General features: G+C 71.8%; 24 protein-coding genes. 10 read left to right on the top strand and 14 right to left on the bottom strand.

Annotated features, from left to right (window positions below; all coding sequences use genetic code 11):
* The first annotated feature begins 69 nt into the window (after positions 1 to 69).
* The 4 genes from rlmN (at position 70) to ACWGH1_RS07220 (ending at position 5,279) form a co-directional block, all read left to right on the top strand.
* Positions 70 to 1,182 carry a 23S rRNA (adenine(2503)-C(2))-methyltransferase RlmN gene (rlmN, locus tag ACWGH1_RS07205; protein ID WP_453351632.1) on the top strand — a complete coding sequence of 371 codons (1,113 nt, stop codon included), beginning with the start codon at positions 70 to 72 and terminating at the stop codon, positions 1,180 to 1,182.
* Positions 1,183 to 1,432: 250 nt separating this feature from the next.
* The gene (locus ACWGH1_RS07210) at positions 1,433 to 2,533 is read left to right on the top strand and encodes a thiamine ABC transporter substrate-binding protein (RefSeq protein WP_453351633.1); all 1,101 of its coding nucleotides are present in this window, start codon (positions 1,433 to 1,435) and stop codon (positions 2,531 to 2,533) included.
* Positions 2,534 to 2,637: 104 nt separating this feature from the next.
* Complete coding sequence (locus tag ACWGH1_RS07215) at positions 2,638 to 4,248, top strand: ABC transporter permease (protein WP_453351634.1); 1,611 nt, start codon at positions 2,638 to 2,640, stop codon at positions 4,246 to 4,248.
* Positions 4,248 to 5,279, top strand: coding sequence for an ABC transporter ATP-binding protein (locus ACWGH1_RS07220; RefSeq protein ID WP_453351635.1), 1,032 nt, complete (start codon positions 4,248 to 4,250; stop codon positions 5,277 to 5,279). Before ACWGH1_RS07215 ends, ACWGH1_RS07220 begins: the two co-directional genes overlap by 1 nt.
* A gap of 11 nt (positions 5,280 to 5,290) precedes the next feature.
* Here ACWGH1_RS07220 and ACWGH1_RS07225 read toward each other — a convergent pair whose 3' ends face one another.
* The 6 genes from ACWGH1_RS07225 to ACWGH1_RS07250 form a co-directional block, all read right to left on the bottom strand.
* Entirely contained in the window at positions 5,291 to 6,202 is a 912-nt protein-coding gene (locus tag ACWGH1_RS07225) for a hypothetical protein (protein WP_453351636.1), read from the bottom strand.
* Between the two features lie 86 nt (positions 6,203 to 6,288).
* A complete protein-coding gene (locus ACWGH1_RS07230; RefSeq protein WP_453351637.1) occupies positions 6,289 to 7,380 on the bottom strand; it encodes an LOG family protein in 1,092 nt (363 codons plus the stop codon).
* Between the two features lie 26 nt (positions 7,381 to 7,406).
* The gene (locus tag ACWGH1_RS07235) at positions 7,407 to 8,489 is read right to left on the bottom strand and encodes a hypothetical protein (protein ID WP_453351638.1); all 1,083 of its coding nucleotides are present in this window, start codon (positions 8,487 to 8,489) and stop codon (positions 7,407 to 7,409) included.
* Positions 8,471 to 9,226: an ABC transporter ATP-binding protein gene (locus ACWGH1_RS07240; RefSeq protein ID WP_453351639.1), complete on the bottom strand. Its 756-nt coding sequence runs from the start codon at positions 9,224 to 9,226 to the stop codon at positions 8,471 to 8,473. Before ACWGH1_RS07240 ends, ACWGH1_RS07235 begins: the two co-directional genes overlap by 19 nt.
* A gap of 193 nt (positions 9,227 to 9,419) precedes the next feature.
* On the bottom strand, positions 9,420 to 10,781 hold the full coding sequence (locus tag ACWGH1_RS07245; protein ID WP_453351640.1) for an aspartate aminotransferase family protein: 1,362 nt from the start codon (positions 10,779 to 10,781) through the stop codon (positions 9,420 to 9,422).
* A 3-nt stretch (positions 10,782 to 10,784) separates the two neighbouring features.
* Positions 10,785 to 11,288: an Lrp/AsnC family transcriptional regulator gene (locus ACWGH1_RS07250; protein WP_073910973.1), complete on the bottom strand. Its 504-nt coding sequence runs from the start codon at positions 11,286 to 11,288 to the stop codon at positions 10,785 to 10,787.
* 168 nt (positions 11,289 to 11,456) lie between these two features.
* Here ACWGH1_RS07250 and ACWGH1_RS07255 point away from each other — a divergent pair, with 168 nt between their 5' ends.
* From ACWGH1_RS07255 to ACWGH1_RS07265, 3 genes are all read left to right on the top strand, one after another.
* Entirely contained in the window at positions 11,457 to 12,896 is a 1,440-nt protein-coding gene (locus ACWGH1_RS07255) for a gamma-aminobutyraldehyde dehydrogenase (protein WP_453351641.1), read from the top strand.
* A gap of 116 nt (positions 12,897 to 13,012) precedes the next feature.
* On the top strand, positions 13,013 to 14,191 hold the full coding sequence (locus ACWGH1_RS07260) for a polyamine ABC transporter substrate-binding protein (protein ID WP_453351642.1): 1,179 nt from the start codon (positions 13,013 to 13,015) through the stop codon (positions 14,189 to 14,191).
* An 83-nt stretch (positions 14,192 to 14,274) separates the two neighbouring features.
* Entirely contained in the window at positions 14,275 to 14,805 is a 531-nt protein-coding gene (locus tag ACWGH1_RS07265) for a hypothetical protein (protein ID WP_453351643.1), read from the top strand.
* Here ACWGH1_RS07265 and ACWGH1_RS07270 read toward each other — a convergent pair.
* The 5 genes from ACWGH1_RS07270 to ACWGH1_RS07290 all read right to left on the bottom strand — a co-directional run bounded on the left by ACWGH1_RS07270 (position 14,783) and on the right by ACWGH1_RS07290 (position 19,748).
* Positions 14,783 to 15,991 (bottom strand): serine hydrolase domain-containing protein, encoded by a 1,209-nt coding sequence (locus ACWGH1_RS07270; protein ID WP_453351644.1) that lies wholly within the window; start codon positions 15,989 to 15,991, stop codon positions 14,783 to 14,785. The two genes, ACWGH1_RS07265 and ACWGH1_RS07270, sit on opposite strands and share 23 nt — an antisense overlap.
* A 144-nt stretch (positions 15,992 to 16,135) precedes the next feature.
* Positions 16,136 to 16,840: a response regulator gene (locus ACWGH1_RS07275; protein ID WP_453351645.1), complete on the bottom strand. Its 705-nt coding sequence runs from the start codon at positions 16,838 to 16,840 to the stop codon at positions 16,136 to 16,138.
* Positions 16,837 to 18,015, bottom strand: a complete 1,179-nt coding sequence (locus ACWGH1_RS07280) for a sensor histidine kinase (protein ID WP_453351646.1) — start codon at positions 18,013 to 18,015, stop codon at positions 16,837 to 16,839. Before ACWGH1_RS07280 ends, ACWGH1_RS07275 begins: the two co-directional genes overlap by 4 nt.
* Complete coding sequence (locus ACWGH1_RS07285) at positions 18,012 to 18,701, bottom strand: glycerophosphodiester phosphodiesterase (protein WP_453351647.1); 690 nt, start codon at positions 18,699 to 18,701, stop codon at positions 18,012 to 18,014. Before ACWGH1_RS07285 ends, ACWGH1_RS07280 begins: the two co-directional genes overlap by 4 nt.
* Positions 18,702 to 18,722: 21 nt before the next feature.
* On the bottom strand, positions 18,723 to 19,748 hold the full coding sequence (locus ACWGH1_RS07290) for an adenosine deaminase (RefSeq protein WP_453351648.1): 1,026 nt from the start codon (positions 19,746 to 19,748) through the stop codon (positions 18,723 to 18,725).
* A 107-nt stretch (positions 19,749 to 19,855) separates the two neighbouring features.
* Between ACWGH1_RS07290 and ACWGH1_RS07295 the strand changes: the two genes are divergently transcribed.
* Positions 19,856 to 20,536: a DUF4190 domain-containing protein gene (locus ACWGH1_RS07295; RefSeq protein WP_453351649.1), complete on the top strand. Its 681-nt coding sequence runs from the start codon at positions 19,856 to 19,858 to the stop codon at positions 20,534 to 20,536.
* Between the two features lie 21 nt (positions 20,537 to 20,557).
* Here ACWGH1_RS07295 and ACWGH1_RS07300 read toward each other — a convergent pair whose 3' ends face one another.
* A complete protein-coding gene (locus ACWGH1_RS07300) occupies positions 20,558 to 21,319 on the bottom strand; it encodes an SDR family oxidoreductase (protein ID WP_453351650.1) in 762 nt (253 codons plus the stop codon).
* 165 nt (positions 21,320 to 21,484) lie between these two features.
* Here ACWGH1_RS07300 and ACWGH1_RS07305 point away from each other — a divergent pair, with 165 nt between their 5' ends.
* Complete coding sequence (locus tag ACWGH1_RS07305) at positions 21,485 to 22,348, top strand: helix-turn-helix domain-containing protein (protein ID WP_453351651.1); 864 nt, start codon at positions 21,485 to 21,487, stop codon at positions 22,346 to 22,348.
* Between the two features lie 13 nt (positions 22,349 to 22,361).
* Here the strand turns inward: ACWGH1_RS07305 and ACWGH1_RS07310 are convergent, their stop codons facing one another.
* Both ACWGH1_RS07310 and ACWGH1_RS07315 read right to left on the bottom strand, forming a co-directional pair.
* Positions 22,362 to 22,790, bottom strand: a complete 429-nt coding sequence (locus ACWGH1_RS07310) for an NUDIX hydrolase (protein WP_453351652.1) — start codon at positions 22,788 to 22,790, stop codon at positions 22,362 to 22,364.
* Positions 22,787 to 23,344, bottom strand: a complete 558-nt coding sequence (locus tag ACWGH1_RS07315) for an NADAR family protein (protein ID WP_453351653.1) — start codon at positions 23,342 to 23,344, stop codon at positions 22,787 to 22,789. The genes ACWGH1_RS07310 and ACWGH1_RS07315 overlap by 4 nt, the downstream gene beginning before the upstream one ends.
* Positions 23,345 to 23,537: 193 nt before the next feature.
* Here ACWGH1_RS07315 and ACWGH1_RS07320 point away from each other — a divergent pair, with 193 nt between their 5' ends.
* A complete protein-coding gene (locus ACWGH1_RS07320; RefSeq protein WP_453351661.1) occupies positions 23,538 to 25,052 on the top strand; it encodes a gamma-aminobutyraldehyde dehydrogenase in 1,515 nt (504 codons plus the stop codon).
* Position 25,053 lies beyond the last annotated feature (1 nt).

Genomic DNA, 25,053 nt, shown 5'->3' on the forward strand with positions numbered 1-25,053 from the left:
CCGGGCGGTTACTCTTGAAAGGCGCGCTGCTTCTGCGGCGCGCCTTTCGTCTTACAAGGAGTACCCGCCATGGCCCGCCCCGTTCCGGGAGAGCTCACTTTCGTCGCCCCTCGCGGAGCGAAGAAGCCGCCCCGGCACCTCGCCGACATGACCCCGGCCGAACGCCGCGAGGCGGTCGCCGCGATCGGCGAGAAGCCGTTCCGGGCCAAGCAGCTCTCGCAGCACTACTTCGCGCGCTACGCGCACGACCCCGCCGAGTGGACCGACATCCCGGCGGGCTCGCGGGACAAGCTCCGCCAGGAGCTGCTGCCCGACCTGATGAACGTGGTCCGGCACATCAGCTGTGACGACGACACCACCCGCAAGACCCTGTGGAAGCTGCACGACGGCACCCTCGTGGAGTCGGTGCTGATGCGCTACCCCGACCGGGTCACCATGTGCATCTCCTCCCAGGCCGGCTGCGGGATGAACTGTCCGTTCTGCGCCACCGGCCAGGCCGGACTGGACCGCAACCTGTCGACCGCCGAGATCGTGCACCAGATCGTCGACGGCATGCGCGCCCTGCGCGACGGCGAGGTCCCCGGAGGCCCGGCCCGGCTGTCGAACATCGTCTTCATGGGCATGGGCGAGCCGCTGGCCAACTACAACCGCGTCGTCGGCGCCATCCGCCGCCTGACCGACCCGGAGCCCGACGGCCTGGGCCTGTCGCAGCGCGGGATCACCGTCTCCACGGTCGGCCTGGTCCCGGCGATGCTGCGCTTCGCCGACGAGGGCTTCAAGTGCCGCCTCGCCGTCTCGCTGCACGCGCCGGACGACGAGCTGCGCGACACCCTGGTGCCGGTGAACACCCGGTGGAAGGTGCGCGAGGTGCTGGACGCGGCGTGGGAGTACGCCGAGAAGTCCGGCCGCCGGGTCTCGATCGAGTACGCCCTGATCCGCGACATCAACGACCAGGCTTGGCGTGGTGACCTGCTCGGCAGGCTGCTCAAGGGCAAGCGCGTGCACGTCAACCTCATCCCGCTGAACCCGACGCCCGGCTCGAAGTGGACCGCCTCGCGGCCCGAGGACGAGAAGGCGTTCGTCGAGGCGATCGCCCGGCACGGGGTGCCGGTGACCGTGCGCGACACCCGCGGCCAGGAGATCGACGGCGCGTGCGGCCAGCTGGCCGCGTCCGAGCGCTGACGCGCCCTCCTGGGGCCGTTCGGCCACGGGGTACCCTGTGGCCGAACCAATTGCATATTCCGACAGGGGAGCGCCACAGCGCTGAGAGTGCGGTAACCGTCATCCGCAGACCCTCTGAACCTCGCCCCGGTCATTCGGGGTAGGAAGTTCGGTCATTCACTCAAGCTGTTGCGCCCTGCCCGGCGACCGCTCGTACTGAGCGCCGGGCAGGGCCGCGTCTTCTCCTGGACATCCCAGGAGGAATTCACCAGTGAGCACCACCAAGAAGTTCGCGGGCGCCCTGCTCGTGACCGCGCTGGGCGTCGGCACGCTCAGCGCCTGTGGCGGCGACGCCGGCGGCAAGCCCGCGGCGGGCGCGAGCGACGCGCCGAAGTCCAAGACCGTCACCCTCGTCTCCCACGACTCCTTCGCCGTGAGCGAGCCGGTCCTCAAGGAGTTCGAGCAGCAGAGCGGCTACACCGTCAAGGTCCTCAAGTCAGGGGACGCGGGCGCCGCCCTCAACCAGGAGATCCTCACCAAGGGATCGCCGCGCGGCGACGTCTTCTTCGGCGTGGACAACACGCTGCTCTCCCGCGCGCTCGACAACGGCATCTTCACCGCCTACGAGGCCAAGGGCCTCGGCGAGGTCAAGCCCGAGTACGTGCTGGACAAGGAGCACCGGGTCACCCCCGTGGACTCCGGCGACATCTGCGTCAACTATGACAAGCAGTACTTCGCGGACAAGAAGCTCGCCCCGCCGCAGACGCTGGACGACCTGGTCAAGCCGGAGTACAAGAACCTGCTGGTCACCGAGAACGCCGCGACCTCCTCGCCCGGCCTCGGGTTCCTCCTCGCCTCCGTCGGAAAGTACGGCGACGAAGGCTGGAAGGACTACTGGAGCAAGCTCAAGGCCAACGGCGTCGAGGTCGTCGACGGCTGGGAGCAGGCCTACAACGAGCGGTTCTCCGGCTCCGCCGGCGGCAAGAAGGCCAAGGGCGACCGGCCGCTGGTCGTCTCCTACGCCTCCAGCCCGCCGGTAGAGGTCCTGTACGGCGAGCCTCAGCCGGCCGAGGCGCCGACCGGCGTCTCCACCGGCACGTGCTTCCGCCAGGTCGAGTTCGCCGGCCTGCTCAAGGGCGCGAAGAACGAGGCGGGCGGCAAGGCGCTCCTGGACTTCCTGGTGAGCAAGAAGTTCCAGGAGGACATGCCGCTCCAGATGTTCGTGAACCCGGTCGTGAAGGACGCCAAGCTGCCGGAGCTCTTCACGAAGCACGGCGTGGTGATCGACAAGCCGGAGAACGTCGCCCCGGACGCCATCGCCAAGAACCGTGAGCAGTGGGTCAAGGCATGGTCCTCGCTCGTCGTGAAGTAGCACGCGGAAGCGGTCCCGAGGCGTCCGGAGCCTCGGCCGCTGCCGGAGCCTTCGCCGCTCCGGGACGGGAGCGCGGGCGGGCCACGGCCGTCAGGCTGGGTCTGATGGCCGTCCCGCTCGTCTTCTTCGGGCTGTTCTTCGCCTATCCCGTCGTCGCCATCGTGGGGCGCGGGCTCAGGACGGACGAGGGGTGGCAGTTCGGCCGGATCGGCGAGGTGCTGGCCCGGCCCGACATCGCCGAGGTGCTGTGGTTCACGACCTGGCAGGCTCTCGCCTCGACGGGGCTCACCCTGCTGATCGCGCTCCCCGGCGCGTACGTCTTCGCCCGCTTCGCCTTCCCGGGCAAGGGGCTGCTGCGGGCGGTGGTCACGGTTCCGTTCGTGCTGCCGACCGTGGTGGTCGGTACGGCCTTCCTCGCGCTGGTCGGCCGGGGCGGGCTGCTGGGCGAACTGTGGGGGATCCGCCTCGACACCACCGTCTGGGCGATCCTGCTCGCGCACGTCTTCTTCAACTACGCCGTCGTCGTGCGGACGGTCGGCGGGCTCTGGGCGCAGCTCGACCCGCGGCAGGAGGAGGCCGCGCGGGTGCTGGGCGCGGGGCGGTTCGCCGCGTGGCGGCGGGTGACGCTGCCCGCGCTGGCCCCGGCGGTGGCGGCGGCCGCGCTGATGGTGTTCCTGTTCACCTTCTCCTCCTTCGGCGTCGTACAGATCCTGGGCGGCCCCGCCTATTCCACCCTGGAGGTGGAGGTCTACCGGCAGACCGCGCAGCTGCTGGACCTGCCGACGGCCGCCGTGCTGACCATGATCCAGTTCGCCGCGATGGGGCTGGTCCTGGCCGTGCACGCGCGGACCGTGCGCCGGCGGGAGACCGCCCTGCGGCTGGTGGACCCCGGGCGGACCGCGCACCGGCCGCAGGGGCCCGGGCAGCGCGCGCTGCTGGCCGGGGTGCTGCTGACGGTGGCGCTGCTGATCGTGCTGCCGCTCGGCGTGCTGGTCGAGCGCTCCCTCGACGCGCCCGGCGGATACGGGCTCGGCTTCTACCGGGCTTTGCAGCAGGCCGGTTCCGGGACGTTCCTGGTACCGCCGCTGGAGGCGATCGGGAACTCCCTGGAGTACGCGGTGGCCGCGACGGCGATCGCCGTGCTGGTCGGCGGGCTCGCGGCGGCCGCGCTCACCCGGCGCGGGGGGCGGTTCGTGCGCGGGTTCGACGCGCTGCTGATGCTGCCGCTCGGGGTGTCGGCGGTGACGGTGGGCTTCGGGTTCCTGATCACCTTGGACGAGCCGCCGCTGGACCTGCGGACCTCGTGGATCCTGGTGCCGCTCGCGCAGGCGCTGGTGGGCGTCCCGTTCGTCGTACGGACCATGCTGCCGGTGCTCCGTGCGGTGGACCTGCGGCTGCGGGAGGCCGCCGCGGTGCTCGGCGCGTCGCCGTGGCGGGCGTGGCGCGCGGTGGACCTGCCGCTGGTGCGGCGGGCGCTGCTGATCGCGGCCGGTTTCGCCTTCGCGGTGTCGCTGGGGGAGTTCGGGGCGACCGTCTTCATCGCGCGGCCGGACCGGCCGACGCTGCCGGTGGCCGTGGCGCGGCTGCTGGGCCGGGCGGGAGAGATGAACTACGGGCAGGCGATGGCCCTGAGCACGATTTTGATGCTGGTGTGCGCGGTGTCCCTGCTGGTGCTGGAGCGGCTGCGGCCCGACAAGACCTCGGGAGAGTTCTGATGACGTTGCTCCGGCTGGAGGGGGTGTCGGTCCGCTTCGGCGGGCGGCCCGCCGTGGCCGCCTTGGACTCGGTGGATCTCGCGGTCGCCGAGCACGAGACCGTGTGCGTGCTGGGGCCGAGCGGCAGCGGCAAGTCCACGCTGCTGCGGGTGGTGGCCGGGCTGCAGCCGGTGTCCGGCGGGCGGGTGCTGCTGGGCGGCGCCGACCAGGCCGGGGTGCCGGTGCACCGGCGGGGCGTGGGCCTGATGTTCCAGGACCACCAGCTGTTCCCGCACCGGGACGTGGGCGGGAACGTCGCGTTCGGGCTGCGGATGCGCGGTGGCGGCCGGGGCTCCCACGGGGCCCGGGTCGCGGAACTGCTGGAGCTGGTCGGGCTGCCGGGGGCGCAGGACCGGGCGGTCGCCTCGCTGTCCGGGGGCGAGCAGCAGCGGGTGGCGCTGGCCCGGGCGCTGGCGCCCTCCCCGCGGCTGCTGATGCTGGACGAGCCGCTCGGGCAGCTGGACCGGGGGCTGCGCGAGCGGCTGGTGGTCGAGCTGCGGGGGCTGTTCGCCCGGCTGGGGACGACCGTGCTGGCCGTGACCCACGACCAGGGGGAGGCGTTCGCGCTGGCCGACCGGGTGGTGGTGATGCGGGACGGGCGGATCGCGCAGGCCGGGACCCCGCTGGAGGTCTGGCAGCGGCCCGCGTCGGAGTTCGTGGCCCGGTTCCTGGGCTTCGAGAACGTGACCCCGGCGGTGGTGTCGGGCGGGGTCGCGGCCACCGAATGGGGCAAGGTCCGGGTTCCGGCCGGGGCGCCCGAGGGGCCGCAGCAACTGCTGATCCGCCCCGCCGGGGTCACCTTGGGCGCGGACGGGCTCCGCTGCGAGGTGCTGTCCCGCACGTTCCGCGGGACGCACGTCGCGCTGCTGCTGCGGCCCGAGGCGGGGCCGGTGCTGGAGTCCGAGTGCGGGCTGGCCGGGGCTCCGGCGGTGGGGGACCGGGTGGCGGTGTCCTTCACGCCGTCGGAGGTGGTGGTCCTGCCGCCGCAGTAGGCCCGCTCCGGTCAGCGGGACGCCGGGGCCGGCTCGGGGACGGGGGCCGCCTGCCGGTCGGGGGCGTCGTGGTTGCCGTACCAGGCCACCGCCACGGCGCCCGCCACGGCCAGGACGAAGCCCAGGGCCGCCAGCCAGGCGAGGCCCGGCCGGGACGCGTCGCCCAGCCACAGCACGCCGATCGCGCCGGGCAGCACCGTCTCCCCGACCACCAGCGCGGCCGTGGCCCCGTTCACCGACCCGATCTGCAGCGCGACCGTATGCAGGTACATGCCACCGACGCCCGCCAGCACGATCGCGTAGAGGGCCGGGTCGCGCAGGAGCGTACCGAGCGAGAACGGCTCGATCCCGTCCAGGATCCGTACGCCGACACCGAGTGCGCCGAAGGCCAGCCCCGACAGCAGGCCGGCCAGGATGGCGGCCCGCGCACCGAGCAGGCGCACGGCCACCGTGCCGCCCGCGATGATCAGCAGGGTGACGGCCAGCAGCCACCAGTGCGTGGACATCGGCGCGTGGTGGCCGCCCTCGTGCCCCGCGGCCGTCGCCAGCAGCACCAGCGCCGCGCAGACGACCCCGATCGAGGTCCACTCCTTGCGCGAGAGCCGGATGCCCAGCAGCTTCACGCTCAGCACGGCCGTGATGACCAGGTTGGCGCTGATCACCGTCTGGGACAGGAACAGCGGGAGCAGCCGCGCAGCGAGCGCGCCCAGCCCGAAGCCCACGAAGTCCAGGATCGTGCCGACGATGAACTCCCAGGTCATCGCCGCTTTCGCGGTCGAGGACAGGTTGGGGCCGCCGTGCGCGGTCACCCCGGTCGCGGCCGGGGACAGGCGGGCCGCCCGCCGGGAGCCGACGGCTTGCAGGACGGATCCCGTGCCGTAGCAGATGGACGCCGCGATGGCGGTCAGCAGTCCTATGAGCACCTAGGGCTCCGTTCACGTCTGGCAGATTTTGCGGTGTGATTACCTAAAGCAGACGTGCGGAGCGCCCGGGAAGTTGCCTGCGCCGGTCAGCCCATCGCGGCGAGGGCCGCCGGGACCTCGGTGACCGACTCGACCAGCGCGATCCGCGACTCCATGCCGCGGCCGCGCGCCAGTGCCCGCAGCAGCGGCCAGGCGGGCAGCTCCTCGGTCCAGTGCCGCCGGTCGACCAGGACCATCGGCGTCGGCTCGCCGCGCGAGGCGTAGTAGTTCGGCGTCGCGTTGTCGAAGATCTCCTGCACGGTGCCGGCCGCTCCCGGCAGGAACACCACGCCCGCGTTCGACCGCGCGAGCAGCCCGTCCTCGCGGGTGGCGTTCGCGAAGTACTTGGCTATGTGGCCCGCGAAGGCGTTCGGCGGCTCGTGTCCGTAGAACCAGGTCGGGATCCCCACGGAGTCGCCGCCGGCGGGCCAGCGCTCCCGAACGGCGAAGGCGGCCCGCGCCCACTGCGACACGGACGGGACGAAGGACGGCGCCCCGGCCAGCAGCTCCAGCGCCTCGGGGAGGGCTTCGTCGGGGGCCGGTGCGAGGTAGGCGCCGAGGTTGGCCGCTTCCATCGCGCCCGGGCCGCCGCCGGTGGCCACGGTCAGCCCGCTGCGGGCCAGCGTGCGGCCGAGCTCGGCCGCACCCCGGTAGTCGGCGGCGCCGCGGGCCATGGCGTGGCCGCCCATCACACCGACCACCCGGGCCCCGGCCAGGTGCTCGTCGAGGGCGTCGGATATGGCGTCGTCGTGGATGGAGCGGAGCATCGAGGAGAAGACGTCGCCGTCCGACTTGGTCTCCTGGAACCAGGCGTAGGCCTGCGCGTCCGGGGTGTCCTCGTAGCCCGTCTGCAGCCCGGTGAACAGCTCCTCGGACGTGTACAGCAGGCTCCGGTACGGGTTGAACGGCAGGTCCGGAACCGGCGGGAAGACCAGGGCGCCGTCGGCGCGCACCTTCGCCGCGGCGTCGGGTTCCATCGCGCAGCCGAGGAAGACGGCGGCCGAGGTGTCGGCGGACAGCAGGGCGAAGGTCCGCTCCAGCAAATTGACCGACTGGACGCGGTAGCCGCTCAGTGAGCCCTTGGCGACGACCTGGTCGAATTCGGCGAGCGTCTCGATCTCGATGTCTGCGTTGACCATTCGGCCCACCCTAAGGGCTGCGCGGGTCAGCGGGTCAGCGCGAGTGACGTCAGCTGTGCCACACCCCAGCTGAGCGGTACGCACACCACCACGAGCGCGGAGGCCCGCAAAGTGGCGGCCGTACGCAGTACCGTCCCCCGTGCGCCGAGCCCGGTCAGGGTCTCGCGGGTGGTGGCCCGGGCCTGCCGGGACTCCACCGCCGATGTGAGAAGTGTCGCGGCCGCGCACAGCGCCACGAGCGCCGCGGCGGCCCCGGTCAGCGGGCCGAGCGGGGCGAAGACGGTGCCCCGCTCCCGCAGGGCCAGCGCAGTGAGGGCGGCCGCCCCGACCGCGCACAGCACGCCGAGGGGACGGCCCACCCGGGGGGCCTCCGCCTGGAGCGCCCGCCCCGCGAGCAGGCGTAGCGCGCCCGGGCGGACGGCCAGCAGCAGGGTCCCGCAGGCGTAGGTCAGACCCGGACCGGCGAGGGCGAGCCCGAGCGCGATCAGCGCCCACCCGGCGGGCAGCGCGGGACCGCCCCGGCCGGCGTACGCCTGGAGGGCGAGCCCGCAGGCGCAGACCGCGACCCCCCACGGCACCCCGGTCTGCGGCGACAGCCCGGCCCCCGACTCCCGCGGACGCAGGGCGAGGGCCGTCGCGACGGAGCCGGCCAGCGGGACCAGGGCCAGCAGGGTCAGCGCGGCCGCCACCGGAAGCGGCTGCTCGGCGTGGAGCAGACCCGAGCCGGCCCCGTCGAAGGGCAGCCCCGCGAGCTCGCCGCGCAGGTGGAGGACGAGGGCCAGGGCCAGGGCGCTGCCCAGGGTGCAGGCGACGGCGGTGGAGAGGGCGGCGGCCACGGTGAGCCGTACGGGGCCCAGCCCGGCGGCGTCCAGCCCTTCCCGGGGCCGGGTCGCGGGGTCGGTCCGGGCGACCGCGACCGCGAACTGGACGGTGGCGGCGAGCGGCACCAGCGCCCACAGCAGCCGAGGGAACGATCCGGCGGGCCGGGCGGTCGCCTCCGTGAGGACGTACAGCAACAGGAACCCGGCCCCGGCCGAGGCGGCGGCGACGAGGAGCCGGCGCAGCTGGACCAGCGGGCGGGAGCCGCGGGCTAGGCGGAGAGCGAGCACGCGGCCTGGTCCTCCGTGGTCTCGGCGGGACCGGACGAGGCGGCGGCCCCGGCCGTGCGGCCGTCGAGCAGGGCGAAACGGCGGTCGGCGACGGCCGCGCTCTCCTCGTCGTGAGTGGCGAGCAGCACGGTGATCTCGTGGGAGCGGGCCGCGGTGGTCAGCGTCCGCAGCAGCAGCGACCGCTCGGCGCGGTGCAGCGGGGCCGTCGGCTCGTCGGCGAAGATCACCGCGGGCTCGTTGACCAGGGCCCGGGCCAGCGCGACGCGTTGCGACTCGGGGCGGGTCAGCGCGCCGGGCCGCTTGCGGGCGAAGGCGCCGATGTCCAGCCGGTCCAGCCACTCGCAGGCGGTGCGCTTGGCCGCGCGGTGCGCGGACCCGGCGATCAGCAGCGGCAGCGCGACGTTCTCCCACACCTTGAGCTCGGGCACCAGGTGCGGCTCGGGGCCGATCCAGCCGAACCGGTCGCGGCGCAGCCGCTCGCGGGCCAGGGCGCCCATGGTGTGCAGGGGGACGCTGTTGAACCAGACCTCGCCCTGCTCCGGCTTGAGCGAGCCGGCCAGACAGCGCAGCAGCGTGGTCTTGCCGCTGCCGCGCGGGCCGGTCAGGGCCAGGATCTCGCCCTGGCGGACACCGACGGAGACGCCGATGAGGTCGGGCGAGCCAGCGTGGGAGTAGTGAAGGGACCGTGCCCAGAGGACGTCATTGTCAGGCGGGGCATCGTCTGTGGGAGCCACCATGGTGTACACCTCCGTCCGGGGGAACGAAGCGGAGCCCCATCGGTCACTGGCGCCGCAAGGAGATGTAAAGAGACGAAAGTCCCGGATGGTGACAGCACACGGCCCGGACCCCCGCGTTCTCACTCGAACGGGGGATCCGGGCCGTGTGGTTCGGACTATTTACTGCCCGGGCGGAGCCGGTGGCAGCCGCTGCTTACAGCTTGGTCCAGGCCTCGGTGAGCACCGAGCGCAGGATGCCTTCGATCTCGTCGAAGGTGCCCTGGTCAGCGGTCAGCGGCGGAGCCAGCTGGATGACCGGGTCGCCGCGGTCGTCGGCACGGCAGTACAGGCCGTTGTCGAAGAGCGCCTTGGAGAGGAAGCCGTAGAGCACGCGCTCGGTCTCCTCGTCCGTGAAGGACTCCTTGGTGACCTTGTCCTTGACGAGCTCGATGCCGTAGAAGTAGCCGTTGCCGCGGACGTCGCCGACGATCGGCAGGTCGTGCAGCTTCTGCAGCGTCGACAGGAAGGCGCCCTCGTTGTCCAGCACGTGCTGGTTGAGGCCTTCCTTGTCGAAGATGTCGAGGTTGGCCAGCGCGACCGCCGAGGAGACCGGGTGGCCGCCGAACGTGTAGCCGTGCAGGAAGGTGTTGTCACCCTTGTAGAACGGCTCGGCGATGCGGTCCGAGATGATGCAGGCACCGATCGGGGAGTAGCCCGAGGTCATGCCCTTGGCGCAGGTGATCATGTCCGGCACGTAGTCGAACTTGTCACAGGCGAACATCGTGCCGAGGCGGCCGAAGGCGCAGATCGTCTCGTCGGAGACGAGCAGCACGTCGTACTCGTCGCAGATCTCGCGGACCCGCTGGAAGTACCCGGGCGGCGGCGGGAAGCAGCCGCCGGCGTTCTGCACCGGCTCCAGGAAGACGGCGGCGACGGTGTCGGCGCCCTCGAACAGGATCTCCTGCTCGATCTGGTCGGCGCACCAGCGGCCGAAGGCCTCCGGGTCGTCGCCGTAGATCGGGGCGCGGTAGATGTTGGTGTTCGGCACCTTGTGCGCGCCGGGGACCAGCGGCTCGAAGGGGGCCTTGAGGGCCGGCAGACCGGTGATGGACAGGGCGCCCTGCGGAGTGCCGTGGTAGGCGACCGCCCGCGAGATCACCTTGTACTTGGTGTGCTTGCCCTGCAGCTTGAAGTACTGCTTGGCCAGCTTCCACGCGGTCTCGACGGCCTCGCCGCCACCGGTGGTGAAGAAGACCTTGTTCAGGTCGCCGGGGGCGTAGCCGGCGAGGCGCTCGGCGAGCTCGACGGCCTGGGGGTGCGCGTACGACCAGATGGGGAAGAACGCGAGCTGCTGCGCCTGCTTGTAGGCGACCTCGGCCAGTTCCTTGCGGCCGTGACCGGCGTTGACCACGAACAGTCCGGCGAGACCGTCCAGGTAGCGCTTGCCCTTGTCGTCGAAGATGTAAGTGCCCTCACCCCGCACGATGGTGGGGACGGGGGAGTTCTCGTACGACGACATGCGGGTGAAGTGCATCCACAGGTGGTCGTACGCGGTCTTGGAGAGGTCTTGGCTCACGGGCTATCGAGTTCCCCACATGTAGGTCTGCTTCTTCAGCTTCAAGTAAACGAAGCTTTCGGTTGATCGCACGCCGGGGAGCGCGCGGATCTTCTTGTTGATCGTCTCCAGCAGGTGGTCGTCGTCCTCGCAGACGATCTCCACCATCAGGTCGAAGGAGCCCGCGGTCATCACCACGTACTCGCACTCGGCCATCGCGGTCAGTGCGTCCGCCACCGGGTCGAGGTCTCCCTCGACGTTGATGCCGACCATGGCCTGACGCCGCAGGCCCACGGTGAGCGGGTCGGTGACGGCGACGATCTGCATGACGCCCTGGTCGAGCAGCTTCTGTACGCGTTGGCGTACGGCTGCCTCCGACAGGCCGACGGCTTTACCGATCGCTGCGTAGGGACGGCGACCGTCCTCCTGCAGTTGCTCGATGATCGCCAGGGACACAGCATCGACCGAAGGGGACGGTTGTCTGTTCCTGGAATCTGCGCTTCGACTGACCACGACCTCACTGTGCACGAGGAGTCGTCGGTTCCGCAACCCGTAACCGATGTATTTCGTTGTCTTGACTCTCGGATTGCACGGATTTCGCAGTTCGTAGCATCCGGCTCTGTCGAAAGCGTCGTCGGAGGAGATAGGCTGGGGATTCGTCTCAATCGTTGGACATTGATCAGGAGAGTGGCTGTAGTGACCACCGAACTGCGTCGTCTGCGCAACTACATCGGCGGAGAGTTCAAGGACGCCGTCGACGGCCGGACCACCGAGGTGGTCAACCCCGCGACCGGCGAGGTGTACGCCACCGCCCCGCTCTCCGGTCAGGCCGATGTGGACGCGGCCATGGCGGCTGCCGCCGCGGCCTTCCCGGGCTGGCGCGACACCACGCCCGCCGAGCGGCAGAAGGCCCTGCTCAAGATCGCGGACGCCTTCGAGGCACGCGCGGAGGAGCTGGTGGCCGCCGAGTCGGAGAACACCGGCAAGCCGCTGGGTCTGACGGCCAGCGAGGAGCTGCCGCCGATGGTGGACCAGATCCGCTTCTTCGCGGGCGCCGCGCGCCTGCTGGAGGGCCGCTCGGCCGGTGAGTACATGGACGGGATGACCTCGATCATCCGCCGTGAGCCGGTCGGCGTCTGTGCCCAGGTCGCGCCGTGGAACTACCCGATGATGATGGCCGTGTGGAAGTTCGCCCCGGCCATCGCCGCGGGCAACACCGTGGTGCTCAAGCCGTCGGACACCACCCCGGCCTCCACCGTCCTGATGGCGGAGATCATCGACTCGATCCTGCCCAAGGGCGTATTCAACGTCGTCTGCGGCGACCGTGAGACCGGCAAGGCCATGGTCGAGCACTCCACCCCGGCGATGGCCTCCATCACCGGCTCGGTGCGCGCGGGCATGCAGGTCGCCGAGAGCGCCTCGAAGGACGTCAAGCGCGTCCACCTGGAGCTCGGCGGCAAGGCGCCGGTGGTGGTCTTCGAGGACGCCGACCTCGCCAAGGCCGTCGAGGACATCGCGGTCGCCGGCTACTTCAACGCCGGCCAGGACTGCACCGCCGCCACCCGCGTGCTCGTGCACGAATCCATCCACGACGAGTTCGTAGCCGCGCTCGCCAAGGCCGCCGCGGACACCAAGACGGGCCAGCCGGACGACGAGGACGTGCTGTACGGGCCGCTGAACAACCCGAACCAGCTCAAGCAGGTCGCGGGCTTCATCGAGCGCCTCCCCGCCCACGCCAAGGTCGAGGCGGGCGGCCACCAGGTCGGCGAGAAGGGCTACTTCTACGCCCCGACCGTGGTCTCCGGCCTCAAGCAGGACGACGAGATCATCCAGAACGAGGTCTTCGGCCCCGTCATCACCGTGCAGTCCTTCACGGACGAGGCCCAGGCGCTGGAGTACGCGAACGGCGTCGAGTTCGCCCTCGCCTCCTCCGTGTGGACCAAGAACCACGGCCGCGCGATGCGGATGTCCAAGAACCTCGACTTCGGCTGCGTGTGGATCAACACCCACATCCCGCTCGTCGCCGAGATGCCCCACGGCGGCTTCAAGAAGTCCGGCTACGGCAAGGACCTCTCCGCCTACGGCTTCGAGGACTACACCCGCATCAAGCACGTGATGACCTCGCTCGACGGCTGAGCCGGGGCGGCGTCCCGCGGGGGCCGTCCGGCACTGTTCAGCGCAGAGCGCTGAGGGGGCGGGCAGTAGACACGTTGTCTATTGCCCGCCCCTTCGCCTTGTCCCAGGCTTTGGGCATGCCTGAACTCCCCTTCTCCCGCCGCGCCGCGCTGCGCGGCCTCGGTGCCGCGGGCCTGCTGGCCGCCCTCAGCGGCTGCGGGGTGCCCGCCGCCTACGTCCCCGAGGACCGCCGGGAGGGCCCGGACCGCTCCGCCGGTGAGCGCAGCCTCGCCTTCTCCAACTGGCCGCTCTACATCGACACCGACGAGGAGGACGAGCAGCGCCGTCCGACGCTGGAGGCCTTCTCCGAGCAGACCGGCATCGAGGTCCGGTACACGGAGGAGATCAACGACAACGACGAGTTCTTCGGCAAGGTCAGCCCGGCCCTGATGAACCACCAGCAGACCGGCCACGACCTCGTGGTGGTCAGCGACTGGATGGCCGCCCGCTTCGTCCGCCTCGGCTGGGCCCAGAAGATGGACCGCTCGACGCAGTCGAACGTGGCCAAGCACCTCGACCCGCAGCTGTGTTCCCCCGCCTTCGACGAAGGGCGGCTGCACACCGTGCCGTGGCAGTCGGGGATCACCGGCATCGCCTACAACCGCAAGTCGCTGGGCCGCGAGATCAAGTCCGTCAAGGACCTGTGGCACCCCGACCTGGCGGGCAAGGTGACGCTCTTCTCCGGACTCGACGAGTCCTTCGCCCTGTTGATGCAGGGCAACGGCGTCGACGTCACCCGCTGGACCGAGAGCGACTTCCACCGGATGTGCGACCAGATCGAAAGCATGGTGAAGAAGAAGCACATCCGCCGCTTCACCGGCAACGACTACACCTCCGACCTGAGCAAGGGCGACGTGCTGGCCTGCCAGGCGTACTCCGGTGACGTCGTCCAACTGCAGGCCGACAACCCCGACATCGAGTTCGTGGTCCCCGAGGAGGGCGCCGAGCTCTGGGCGGAGAGCCTCCTGGTCCCGAACCTGGCGCTGCACAAGGCCAACGCCGAGGCCCTGGTCGACTACTACTACGATCCGGCCGTGGCCGCGGCGCTCGCCGCCGCCGTCAACTACGTCTGCCCGGTCCCGGCAGCCCGCGAGGTGCTGGCCGCCTCCGCGGACAAGGAAACCGCCGAACTCGCCTCGAACCCGCTGATCTTCCCGGACGACGAGATGCGCAAGCGCCTCGTCGTGGCCCGGGACATCTCCTCGGCCGAGCGCCAGTCCTTCGCCAAGCGCTGGAACGCCATCGTCGGACTCTGAGCCGCGTCACGGTCCGGCCACAGAACTGAACATGTTCAGAGATCGGGCTGAACGCGTTCAGAAAAATGCGTACGCTTCCTCCCATGAGCGAGAGAAGCGCCCTCCAGCGGCGTATCCGTACCTGGCTGGCCCTGTTCATCGTCTGCCTCGTGCTCAGCGGGCTCACGGCCTTCCCTCTGGTCAGTGAGCTCCATTGGGCGAACGCGGTGGTGTCCCACGAGTGGCTGCGGCGGGTGGGAGACGGACTGGACCGGGCCGACGCGCAGTACCCCTTCCTCCTCTACGGCACCGACTGGCTCGCCTTCGCCCACCTGGTGATCGCCGTCTTCTTCTACGGCGTCCACCGGGACCCGGTGCGCAACGTCTGGATCGTGGAAGCCGGGATGATCGCCTGCGCCGGGATCGTCCCACTGGCCCTGATCTGCGGGCCGATCCGCGGCATCCCCTTCGGATGGAGCCTCATCGACATGTCGTTCGGCCTCTTCGGGATCATCCCCCTGCTGGCCCTGCGCCGGCTGATCAAGCGGCTGGAGGCGATGCCCGCCCCGAGTGCGCCGGCCCGCCGGGCGGCGCGCCGCCGGCACCCGGTGGTCACGAGGCGTGCGGCCGGCTGAGGGCGGCCATCAGGAGGCGCTGGACCACGGGGTTCATCTTCTCCCCCTTCGCGTCAGTGGAGTTGACGGAATAGACGAGCGTCCGGGAGAGGTCCCGGGTGCCGCCTATGCCGGTGCTGTAGCCGAGACGGCTTCCCGACTTGCCCCACACCTCGGTGCCGTCCGGCATCACGATCCTGGACAGGCCCGCCGTCAGGACGGCGTTCTCTCCGCTCTCGACGTCCTTCACCTCCGGGACGGTGAACATCTCCTCCAACTGCGCCCGCGGTACCACCCGCCCGCCGAACAGGGCCACGGTGAACCGCTCCAGGTCCGCGGTGGTCGAGATGATGTCACCCGCCGCCCAGCGGGCGGAGCTGTTCCACACCGACACGTCCCGCAGCTCGGTGGAGCCGTCCGGGCGCGGCACCGCCTGGTAGCCGTGGTTGTACGGCCCCGGTATCCGGGTCCGCATCAGCCCCGGGAAGGAAGTCTGGCGCAGACCCAGCGGGCGCAGGATGCGCCGCTCGACCTGTTCCTCGTACGCCGTGCCCGTCAGCTTCTCGATGAGGACGCCCAGGACCGTGTAGTTGATGTTCAAGTAGTGCTGCGCCTTGCCCGGGTCGAACTCCGGCCCCTTCGCCAGCGCATCGGCGATCTGACCGTGCGGATCGGTGACATCGAACCGGTGGTCCCACTGCGCCTCGAACGCGTCCCCCGGGCCGTCGGCCGGCTTGATCCCGCTCGTGTGGTTCAGCAGCTCGCGCACCGACACCGGCGGGAAGTGGTCGGGGAAGGTCCCGGGCAGGTACTGCTGGACCGGCTTGTCGAGGTCAAGCCTGCGCTCCGCGGCAAGCTGCAGGACCACCGCCGCCGTGAAGGTCTTGGTCACCGACCCCGCCCGGAACCGGCCCTGCTCCAGGGCCGGTCGCCCGGTGCGGAGATCCGCCACCCCGGCGACCCCCTGCCAGCCGCCGCCCGATCCGCCGACCCGCACCAGGGCGGCCGTCGCATCCTGGCTCCCGACACCGACCCCGTCCAGTGCCTTCCTCAGTGCCTTCCCGTCCGGCGCGGTGGAGAAGACCGGTGCCGAGGCCTTCCCCGACGCGGCAGCCGGCAGCGGTGCGGCATGGGCCACGGCCGGGCCGGACGCGATGCCCAGGAGCAAGGTGGCGGCGATCAAAGTGCGGGCACGCGCGTTCATCATGGGATCCCCCTCGTCTGCATCCGGGCGACCTCCGCCCCGATGACCTCAATGCTCCAGCTCACGGGGGTAGTTGCGGATCACCAACAAGAGGGGTTTTCAGCGGTACGACAACTCACCGGCGCGAGCGAGCCGACACCCCGGCCCTCACTCTCCAGAGGGAGTACCCCGCACGGGGGACCCGATCCCCGCCGCGATCAGTCCCGTCTCGTACGCGCAGATCACCGCCTGGATCCGGTCCCGCAGACCGAGCTTGGCCAGCACGTTCCCCACGTGCGACTTGACCGTGTGCTCGCTCACCGTCAGCGCCACCGCGATCTCCGCGTTCGACAGCCCCCGCCCCAGGTGCAGCAGCGTCTCCCGCTCCCGCGCCGTCAGCGCCTCCAGTCGCCCGGCCGACAGGGCCGCCGCCCCGGGCGCCGGACGCGCCGTCACCGCCGTGTACTCCTCGATGAGCCGCCGCGCCACCGAAGGCGCCAGCAGGGACTCGCCCGCCGCCACCACCCGTACCGCGTGCACCAGGTCGTCGCGCCGCACGTCCTTCAACAGGAACCCGCTCGCCCCCGCGTGCAGGGCCTCGTAGACGTACTCGTCCGAGTCGAAGGTCGTCAGCATCACCGTCCGGCAGCCACCCTGCGCCGAGATCGTCCGGCACGCCTCGATCCCGTCCGTCACCGGCATCCGGACGTCCAGCAGCACCACGTCCGGCCGCAGCTCCCGCACCGCCGCCACCGCCGCCGCCCCGTCCCCGGCCTCCGCGACGACCTCGATGTCGTCCTGCGCGTCCAAAATCATCGCGAAGCCGCTGCGCACCAGCTCCTGGTCGTCGGCCACCACCACACGGATCGTCAACTCGCCACCTCCCGCGCCGAGGTTACCTCCGAGGTCACCACGGTCACGCGGACCCGGAACCCGCGGCCGCCGGGGCCCGGACCGCACTCGGCCGTCCCGCCGTGCGCCGCCGCCCGTTCGCGGATCCCGATCAGCCCGTGGCCGCCCGACGAGCCGCCCGGCCCCCGCCCGTCGTCCGTCACCGACACGGTCAGCGCCCCCGGCGCGTAGTCCAGCCGTACCACGGCCCGCGCCGCCCGGGCGTGCTTGACGACATTGGTCAGCGCCTCCTGTACGACGCGGTGCACCGTCGTCTCCAGCGCGGCCGGCAGGTCGCGCACCTCGCCCATGCGTTCGTACGCCACCTCCAGGCCGCTGCCCCGCACCCGTTCCAGCAGCCCCGCCAGCTCCGCCACGCCCGGCTGCGGGCTACGGGGCGCCGTCTCCTCGGTGCGCAGCACCCCCAGCATCGAACGCAGCTGCGCCATCGCCTCCCGCCCCGTCCCCGCTATCGCCTCGAACGCCGCCTCCGCCCGCTCCGGTGCGCGGCGCACCGCCACCGGACCGGCCTCCGCCTGCACGATCATGATGCTGACGGCGTGCGAGAGGACGTCGTGCATCTCCCGGGCGATCCTGGCCCGTTCGCGCGCCGCCGCCTGCTCCGCCTCGATCCGGTTGGCCCGCTCCAGCTCCGCCGCCCGCGCCTCGACCGCCCGGGTGTACGCCTGCCGCGTGTACTGGAGGCGGCCGAGCGCGTACGCGGCGACCGACACGAACACCGTGAAGAGCAGCTCGCGCGCCGATCCCGTGTTCCACCCCACCGACACGGCGACCGCCACCACCGTGAACAGCCCCACGCCCAGCCGCACCCGGGCCGTGCACCGCAGGGCCACCGTGTAGAAGGCGATCAGCCCCGCGTACGGAAGCGGCTGCCCCGGCCCGTCCAGCGTCAGCTTGTACACCCCGCCCACCGCGAGGACGGCCACCAGGACGGTCACCGGGGCCCGCCGCCGCCAGACCAGCGGCAGCACCCCGAGCGCGGTCATCCCGTACGAGGCCCAGTCGGCCGGCGGCAGGTCCGCCGCCCGGGGCACCACGAACGGCATGGAGACGGCGAGCTGCACGAGCAGCGTCAGCCCCAGGTCCTGCCGGCGTGGGCCGGCCCGCCGGAACCGCTCCCCCCAGGCGCGTATCACCGCCCGAGCTCGGCCCGTACCGCCGCCAGCGCGTCCACCCGGTTCGTGGTGACGGAGTCAACCCCGGCCGTGATCAGCGCCCGCATCGTCCGCTTCGTGTCCGCGGTCCAGGCGGACACCTTCAGCCCGTCCCGGTGCACGGCGTCAGTCAGCTCCCGGCTGACCAGCCCGAACCGGTAGTTGAGCCAGGCCGGCTGCACCGCGTCGATCAGCACCCGGCGCGGCGGGGAGAGCGTGGTCCAGGTCAGGGCGATCTCCGCCTGCGGGTCGGCGGCGCGGACGGCCAGCATCGAGTTCGGGCCCGCGCAGTAGTAGGTGCGCTCTCGCGCACCGCAGGCGCGGACCTCCTCGACGACCGCCCGCACCGCCTCCGGCGTGGCCCCCGGCAGGTCCAGCATCAGCCGGCCGGAGCCCGCCGCCGCCAGGGCCTCACGCAGCGCCGGCACCCCGCCCGCCGTCATCTCCCTGAGCTGCGCGGCCGTGACGGCGTCGAGCCGTACGTCGTGGCCCCACAGCCGCTGGAGCGTCTCGTCGTGGAGCAGGACCGGGGTCCCGTCGCGGGTCAGCCGTACGTCGATCTCCACCGCGTCCGCCCCACGGGCGAAGGCGGAGCGGATCGAGTCGAGGGTGTTCTCGCGGACTCGGTAGGGATCGCCGCGGTGTCCGACGGCAGTCAGGGTGCGCATGGCTCCCATTCTGCGGGGCCGTCAGGAGGCCAGCCACGCCTCCGTGTACGTGTCGATCTCCGCGATGAGCTTCGCCTTGCCCGCCGGGTCCAGGAAGGAAGCCTCCACGGCGTTCTTCGCGAGCGACGCCAGCCCGCGCTCGTCGAGGTCGAGGAGCCGGGCGGCGACCGCGTACTCGTTGTTGAGGTCGGTGCCGAACATCGGCGGGTCGTCGCTGTTGATGGTGACGAGCACGCCGGCCCGCACCATCTCCTTGATCGGGTGCAGGTCGATGTCGGTGACGGCGCGCGTGGCGATGTTGGAGGTCGGGCACACCTCCAGCGCGATGCGGTGCTCGGCGAGGTACGCGAGCAGCGCGGGGTCCCGGGTGGCGCTGGTGCCGTGGCCGATGCGCTGGGCGCCCAGCTCGTTGATGGCGTCCCAGATCGTCTCCGGACCGGTGGTCTCGCCGGCGTGCGGGACGCTGTGCAGGCCGGCCGCCCGGGCTCGGTCGAAGTACGGCTTGAACTGCGGGCGCGGTACGCCGATCTCGGGGCCGCCGAGGCCGAAGGAGACCAGGCCCTCGGGACGCAGGTCGACGGCGAGCCGGGCCGTCTCGGCGGCGGCCTCCAGACCGGCCTCGCCGGGGATGTCGAAGCACCAGCGCAGGACGACGCCGAGCTCTGCCTCGGCCGCCTTGCGGGCGTCCTCGATGGCCGCCATGAAGGCGTCCTCGTCGATGCCGCGGCGGGTGGAGGAATAGGGGGTGATGGTCAGCTCGGCGTAGCGGATGTTCTGCCGGGCCATGTCGCGGGCAACCTCGAAGGTGAGGGTGCGTACGTCGTCGGGGGTGCGGACCAGGTCGACGACCGAGAGGTAGACCTCGATGAAGTGGGCGAAGTCGGTGAAGGTGAAGTAGTCGACCAGTGCCTCGGGGTCGGTGGGCACCTTCGAGTCGGGGTGCCGGGAGGCGAGCTCGGCCACGATGCGCGGGGACGCGGAGCCCACGTGGTGGACGTGCAGTTCGGCTTTGGGGAGCCCCGCGATGAAGGGGTGCAGGTCGGGCATGGAGGCCTCCGGGAGGACGCGGGTGCGGGCAGGTCGGCTTCATCGTAGGCAGGCCGGGCCGTGTCGGTGCCGGCGCATAGCATGGCTGTACGAGAGGGGGGCGCCGTATGACCGAGCACCAGAGCCCTGAGCCGAGGGACCCGTGGGCGCCGCCGCCCGAGCAGCCCGCGTCGGAGCCCGCCCGGCCGAAGGACGCGCCGGGCGGGGCGGGGGTCCACGAGCACCCGACGGTGGCGCAGCTGCCGGGGGCGGCGAGCGCGTCGGCGGCCTACGGGTACCCGGCGCAGCCGGACCCGGGCGGATACGCCTACCCGGGACCGGCGACGCCGCCGGCCCAGCCGGGATACGGCGTGCAGCCCGGGTTCGGCGCCCAGCCCGGCTATGGCGGGCAGCCCCCTTACGGCGCTCCGCCCGGCTACCCCGGGTATCCCGGCTACGCGCCCGGGTATCCCGGCTATCCCGGATACCCGCAGCCGAGCAACGGGTTCGGCGTCGCCGCGCTCGTCCTCGGGATACTCGCGGTGCTGGCCTGTCCCACCATGTTCGGGTCCGTCGTGTTCGGCATCGTGGCGGTCGTGTTCGGCGCGCTGGGCCGGGGCAAGGCGAACCGGGGCGAGGCCACCAACGGCGGCGTCGCGCTGGCCGGCCTCATCTGCGGCGTGGTGGGCATCGTGATCGGCGCCGCCCTGACGCTGTTGCTCATACTCGGGCCGGGCCCGTTCTCCGGTCCCGGTGACGAGGACTACCACGGCCCGTCGTCGGACCCGCAGGTACAGGAGCGGATATGACCGCACCGGCCTGCCGGACCGTCATGCCTGCGTGGTCGGCTGGATGACCAACTGACGCAGGTTGACGTGACGGGCGCGGCTGGCGGCGTAGGCGACCAGGTCCGCCACGTCCTCCGCCGCAAGCGGACCGATCGCCTCGAACATGCCCGACAGCTGCGATGCCAGGGCGGGGTTGTCGATGCCCTGCGGCAGCTCGGTGTCGGTCATGCCCGGCTCGATGTTGGTGACCCGGACCCGCTGCGGGCCCAGTTCGGTGCGCAGGGACTGGGAGAGGTGGGTCAGCGCCGCCTTCGTCGCGCCGTAGACCGCGTAGTCGGGGAAGTGGAGGTGCGCGGCGATGGAGGAGATGTTGACCAGGTCGGCGGTGCCGCCCTCGGCGGCGCGGGCCACCAGGTCCGGGGTGAACGCCCCGATGACCCGCAGCGCCCCGCCGACGTTCGTGTCGAGCATCCGCTGCCACTGATCGGTGCGGCCGTCCCGGATCGGGTTGGGCATCATGACCCCGGCCGCGTTGACCACCAGGTCCACCGGCCCGAACCCGCTGTGGACGCGGTCGACGGCGGCGTCGACCGCGCTCTGCTCGGTGATGTCGGCGGCGGCGGTGAGTGCCCGGCCGCCCTCCGCCCGGATCTTGCCGGCCACCTCTGCCAAGCGGTCGGCCCGGCGGGCGAGCAAGGCCACCTTCACGCCGTGGCGGGCGAGCAGCAGCGCGGTCGCGGCGCCGATCCCGCTCGCGGCCCCCGTGATCAGCGCGGTGCGGCCTTCCAGGGTGGCGTACGTCATTGCTGCGGCTCCTTCGCGTCCGTCGCCGGAGGTGTTCCGGTGACGTGCCCCAGCCTGGCGGCGCGGCCCGGACCGGCCCAGGGTGGTGCTCTTCCTGGGACTGGCAGTACCAGGCTGACCGCTCGGCCTCCCGGCGCCGACAGCGGCCTGACTAAGATCGAACGCATGACCGGGGACATCGGAGACTTCCTGCGCTCGCGCCGCGCCCGCATCCAGCCCGAGGAGACGGGCCTGCCCTCGCACGGTCGGCGCCGCGTACCGGGACTGCGACGCGAGGAGGTGGCGCTGCTCGCGGGTGTCAGCGTCGACTACTACATCCGCCTGGAACAGGGCCGCGGCCCCAGCGTCTCGGACGCGGTGCTCGGCGCGATCGCCCGGGTGCTTCGGCTCAACCCCACGGAGCACTCCCATCTGCGCGCCCTGGCCCGTCCCGCCCCGACGCCCGAGGCGGTCCAGGAGGTCCGCCCCGGGGTCCGGCTCCTGCTGGACGCCGTCGGCGGGGCCGCGCCCGCCTTCGTCCTCGGCCGTCGTATGGACATCCTGGCCTGGAACGCCCTCGCGGACGCCGTCGCGGGCCACTCCCGGATGCCGGCCGGCTCCCGCAACATCGCCCGTTACGTCTTCCTCGACCCGGCCGCACGCGAGCTGTACCCGCAGTGGGCGCGGATCGCCGAGGAGACCGTCGGCTATCTGCGTCTCGACGCGGGGCAGCACCCGGGCGACCCCCTGCTCGCCGCGCTGACGCAGGAACTGGCGGACCGGAGCGAGGAGTTCCGGCGGTTGTGGGCCGACCATGCCGTCAAGGAGAAGACCCACGGCGTCAAACTCATCGACCACCCCGTCGTGGGCAGGCTGGTGCTTCCCTACGAGACGCTCGCCCTGCCCGGCGAACCCGATCAGCTCGTCGTCGTCTACACGACGCCACCCGGCTCCGAGACGGCCCGCCGCCTCGCGCGCCTGGCCGCCGCGGCCCCGGACGCCGTCCTCCGGCAGCCGGACGCGCCCCTCGCGCGGCCGGTGCGGGGGTAGCGGCGCGGCGGGGTCAGACCGGTGCCGCCATGAGCAGCGTCGGCACCATGACCTCCGCGTCCCCGGCGAGGGCTCTCGCGAGCGGGACCCAGACCAGCCCCACCATCCGGGGACAGTCGCACTCCAGGTCCCCGTCCACTCCCAGCGTGGGCTCCCCGGGCCCCACCTCGACCCGGTAGCAAGAGGTCCACCCCGACGGATAAGGCGCCTCGTAGGCGTACCGCACCGCCGAGGCCACCAGGCCGGTCTCCTCGGCCACCTCCCGCCGGACCGCCTCCTGCGGCTCCTCCCCGGGCTCCACACCGCCGCCCGGCAAGGTCCAGTACTCCGGGCCGTCGTGCCGCCCGGCAGGGCCCCGGCCGCGCTCGCGGACCATGAGCAGACAGCCGTCCCGGATGATCACCGCCGCGACCCGGCGGCGCTCCGCCGCCGCCGTGCTCACGCTCCGTCCGCCCCCCGCAGCCGCTCCCGGGCGTCCATCAGGGCGAAGCCCAGCAGGTTCAGGCCCCGCCAACGGGCCGGATCGCCCACCCGCTCGTCGTCCGCGGCCAGCCCGATGCCCCAGATCCGGTCGAGCGGGCTCGCCTCCACCAGAACCCGGTCGCCGGTGCCCAACAGGTAGGCCCGCAGTGCGGGATCGGAGCCGAACTTGTGCACGCTGCCCGCCACGACCAGCGCGTACCGCTCCCGCTCCCACACCGCCTCGTCGAAGCCGCGCACCAGCCGCCCGGCCTTCTTCGCCGCCGCCGGACTCCCCGCCTCCACCGCCGCGCGCTCCGCGTCGGCATCCGCGAACAGGCGCGCCTTCCCGGCCATCATCCAGTGCTCCGCGGAGGCGTAGCGGACTTCACCCACAGTGAAGGGCGAGGGCCACCACTGGCTGAGACAGCTCGGTCCGAGGCTGCCGTCCGGCCTCGGGCGGTGCCCCCAGAAAGGCAGGTACTTCAGCCGCTCACCACGGCTGACCAGGCCGATCAAGTTGTCGATCTTCTCCATGCACGCGAGTCTGGCAGTCGCCACTGACACTTCGTACGGGATTTCGGGTGTGCCTCGACACATGGTCGACCGATTCCGTCGCGTAATCAAAAGGCAACAACGGAATCACTTGGCCGAGAGGTGCACCTCTGTCAGGATCGGCACTCAATTCGGGTTCACCCCGAACTGTAGCTACGGAGAGCGTGAGAGCGTGATGGGCAACCGCTTCCAGTTCAAGGACCGCTTCGCAGAGGGCGCGCAGTACATCGACGGCCGGCTCCGGCCCGGCACCTCAGGACGGTCACACACCGTCGTGGACCCCGCCACCGGCTCCGAGGTGCTCACCTACGAGCTCGCCGGCCCGGCGGACGTGGACGAGGCCGTCGCCGCCGCCAAGCGGGCCTTCCCCGCCTGGTCCGCGGCCACCCCCGGGGAGCGCTCGGAATCGCTGCACCGGCTGGCCGCCGTACTGGCCGAGCAGGCCGAGGACTTCGCGTACGCGGAATCCCTCCAGTGCGGCAAGCCGATCAAGCTGTCGACGGAGTTCGACGTACCGGGGACCATCGACAACACCGCCTTCTTCGCGGGCGCCGCACGCCACCTCCAGGGACAGGCGGCCGCCGAGTACTCCGGGGACCACACCTCCTACGTACGGCGCGAGGCCATCGGCGTCGTCGGCTCGATCGCCCCGTGGAACTACCCGCTCCAGATGGCGGCCTGGAAGATCCTCCCGGCCATCGCCGCGGGCAACACCATCGTGCTCAAACCCGCCGAGCTCACGCCGCTGACCTCGCTGATGTTCGCCCAGGCGGCGAAGGACGCGGGCCTGCCGGACGGCGTGGTCAACATCGTCACCGGCGCCGGCCGGGACGCGGGCGAGCACCTGGTCGGCCACCCGGACGTGGTGATGACCTCCTTCACCGGCTCCACCGCCGTGGGCAAGCGCGTCGCCGAGATCGCGACCGCCACCGTCAAGCGCCTCCACCTGGAGCTCGGCGGCAAGGCCCCCTTCCTCGTCTTCGACGACGCGGACCTGGAGGCCGCCGCCCACGGTGCCGTCGCCGCCTCCCTCATCAACACCGGCCAGGACTGCACCGCCGCCACCCGCGCCTACGTCCAGCGGCCGCTGCACGACGCCTTCGTGGCCCGGGTCGCCGAGCTGATGGAGACCGTCCGCCTCGGTGACCCCTTCGAGCCGGACACCGACCTCGGCCCGCTCGTCTCCCACGCCCAGCGCGACCGCGTCGCCGGCTTCGTCGAGCGCGCCCGCGCGTACGCCACGGTGGTCACCGGCGGCGAGGTCCCCGGCGGCGAGCTGGCGGAGGGGGCGTACTACCGGCCCACTCTGATCTCCGGCGCCGCGCAGGACAGCGAGGTCGTCCAGTCCGAGATCTTCGGCCCGGTCCTCGTAGTCCTGCCCTTCGACACGGACGACGAGGGCATCGCGCTGGCCAACGACACCCCGTACGGTCTCGCGGCCTCCGCCTGGAGCCGCGACGTCTACCGGGCCGGCCGCGCCACCCGCGAGCTCAAGGCCGGCTGCGTCTGGGTCAACGACCACATCCCGATCATCAGCGAGATGCCTCACGGGGGCTACAAGGCGAGCGGCTTCGGCAAGGACATGAGCGCCTACTCCTTCGAGGAGTACATGCAGGTCAAGCACGTGATGTACGACAACACCGCGGTCGCCGCGAAGGACTGGCACCGCACGATCTTCGGGGACAGATAGC

Source organism: Streptomyces sp. NPDC054883, assembly GCF_053610645.1.

Coding starts and splice junctions, on each gene's coding strand:
- ACWGH1_RS07240 (WP_453351639.1), bottom strand. CDS start 9,226: ATGGTGGCTCCCACAGACGATGCCCCGCCTGACAATGACGTCCTCTGG.
- ACWGH1_RS07260 (WP_453351642.1), top strand. CDS start 13,013: ATGCCTGAACTCCCCTTCTCCCGCCGCGCCGCGCTGCGCGGCCTCGGT.
- ACWGH1_RS07215 (WP_453351634.1), top strand. CDS start 2,638: ATGGCCGTCCCGCTCGTCTTCTTCGGGCTGTTCTTCGCCTATCCCGTC.
- ACWGH1_RS07265 (WP_453351643.1), top strand. CDS start 14,275: ATGAGCGAGAGAAGCGCCCTCCAGCGGCGTATCCGTACCTGGCTGGCC.
- ACWGH1_RS07270 (WP_453351644.1), bottom strand. CDS start 15,991: ATGATGAACGCGCGTGCCCGCACTTTGATCGCCGCCACCTTGCTCCTG.
- ACWGH1_RS07230 (WP_453351637.1), bottom strand. CDS start 7,380: ATGGTCAACGCAGACATCGAGATCGAGACGCTCGCCGAATTCGACCAG.
- rlmN (WP_453351632.1), top strand. CDS start 70: ATGGCCCGCCCCGTTCCGGGAGAGCTCACTTTCGTCGCCCCTCGCGGA.
- ACWGH1_RS07290 (WP_453351648.1), bottom strand. CDS start 19,748: ATGCCCGACCTGCACCCCTTCATCGCGGGGCTCCCCAAAGCCGAACTG.
- ACWGH1_RS07305 (WP_453351651.1), top strand. CDS start 21,485: ATGACCGGGGACATCGGAGACTTCCTGCGCTCGCGCCGCGCCCGCATC.
- ACWGH1_RS07220 (WP_453351635.1), top strand. CDS start 4,248: ATGACGTTGCTCCGGCTGGAGGGGGTGTCGGTCCGCTTCGGCGGGCGG.
- ACWGH1_RS07295 (WP_453351649.1), top strand. CDS start 19,856: ATGACCGAGCACCAGAGCCCTGAGCCGAGGGACCCGTGGGCGCCGCCG.
- ACWGH1_RS07300 (WP_453351650.1), bottom strand. CDS start 21,319: ATGACGTACGCCACCCTGGAAGGCCGCACCGCGCTGATCACGGGGGCC.
- ACWGH1_RS07285 (WP_453351647.1), bottom strand. CDS start 18,701: ATGCGCACCCTGACTGCCGTCGGACACCGCGGCGATCCCTACCGAGTC.
- ACWGH1_RS07315 (WP_453351653.1), bottom strand. CDS start 23,344: ATGGAGAAGATCGACAACTTGATCGGCCTGGTCAGCCGTGGTGAGCGG.
- ACWGH1_RS07320 (WP_453351661.1), top strand. CDS start 23,538: ATGGGCAACCGCTTCCAGTTCAAGGACCGCTTCGCAGAGGGCGCGCAG.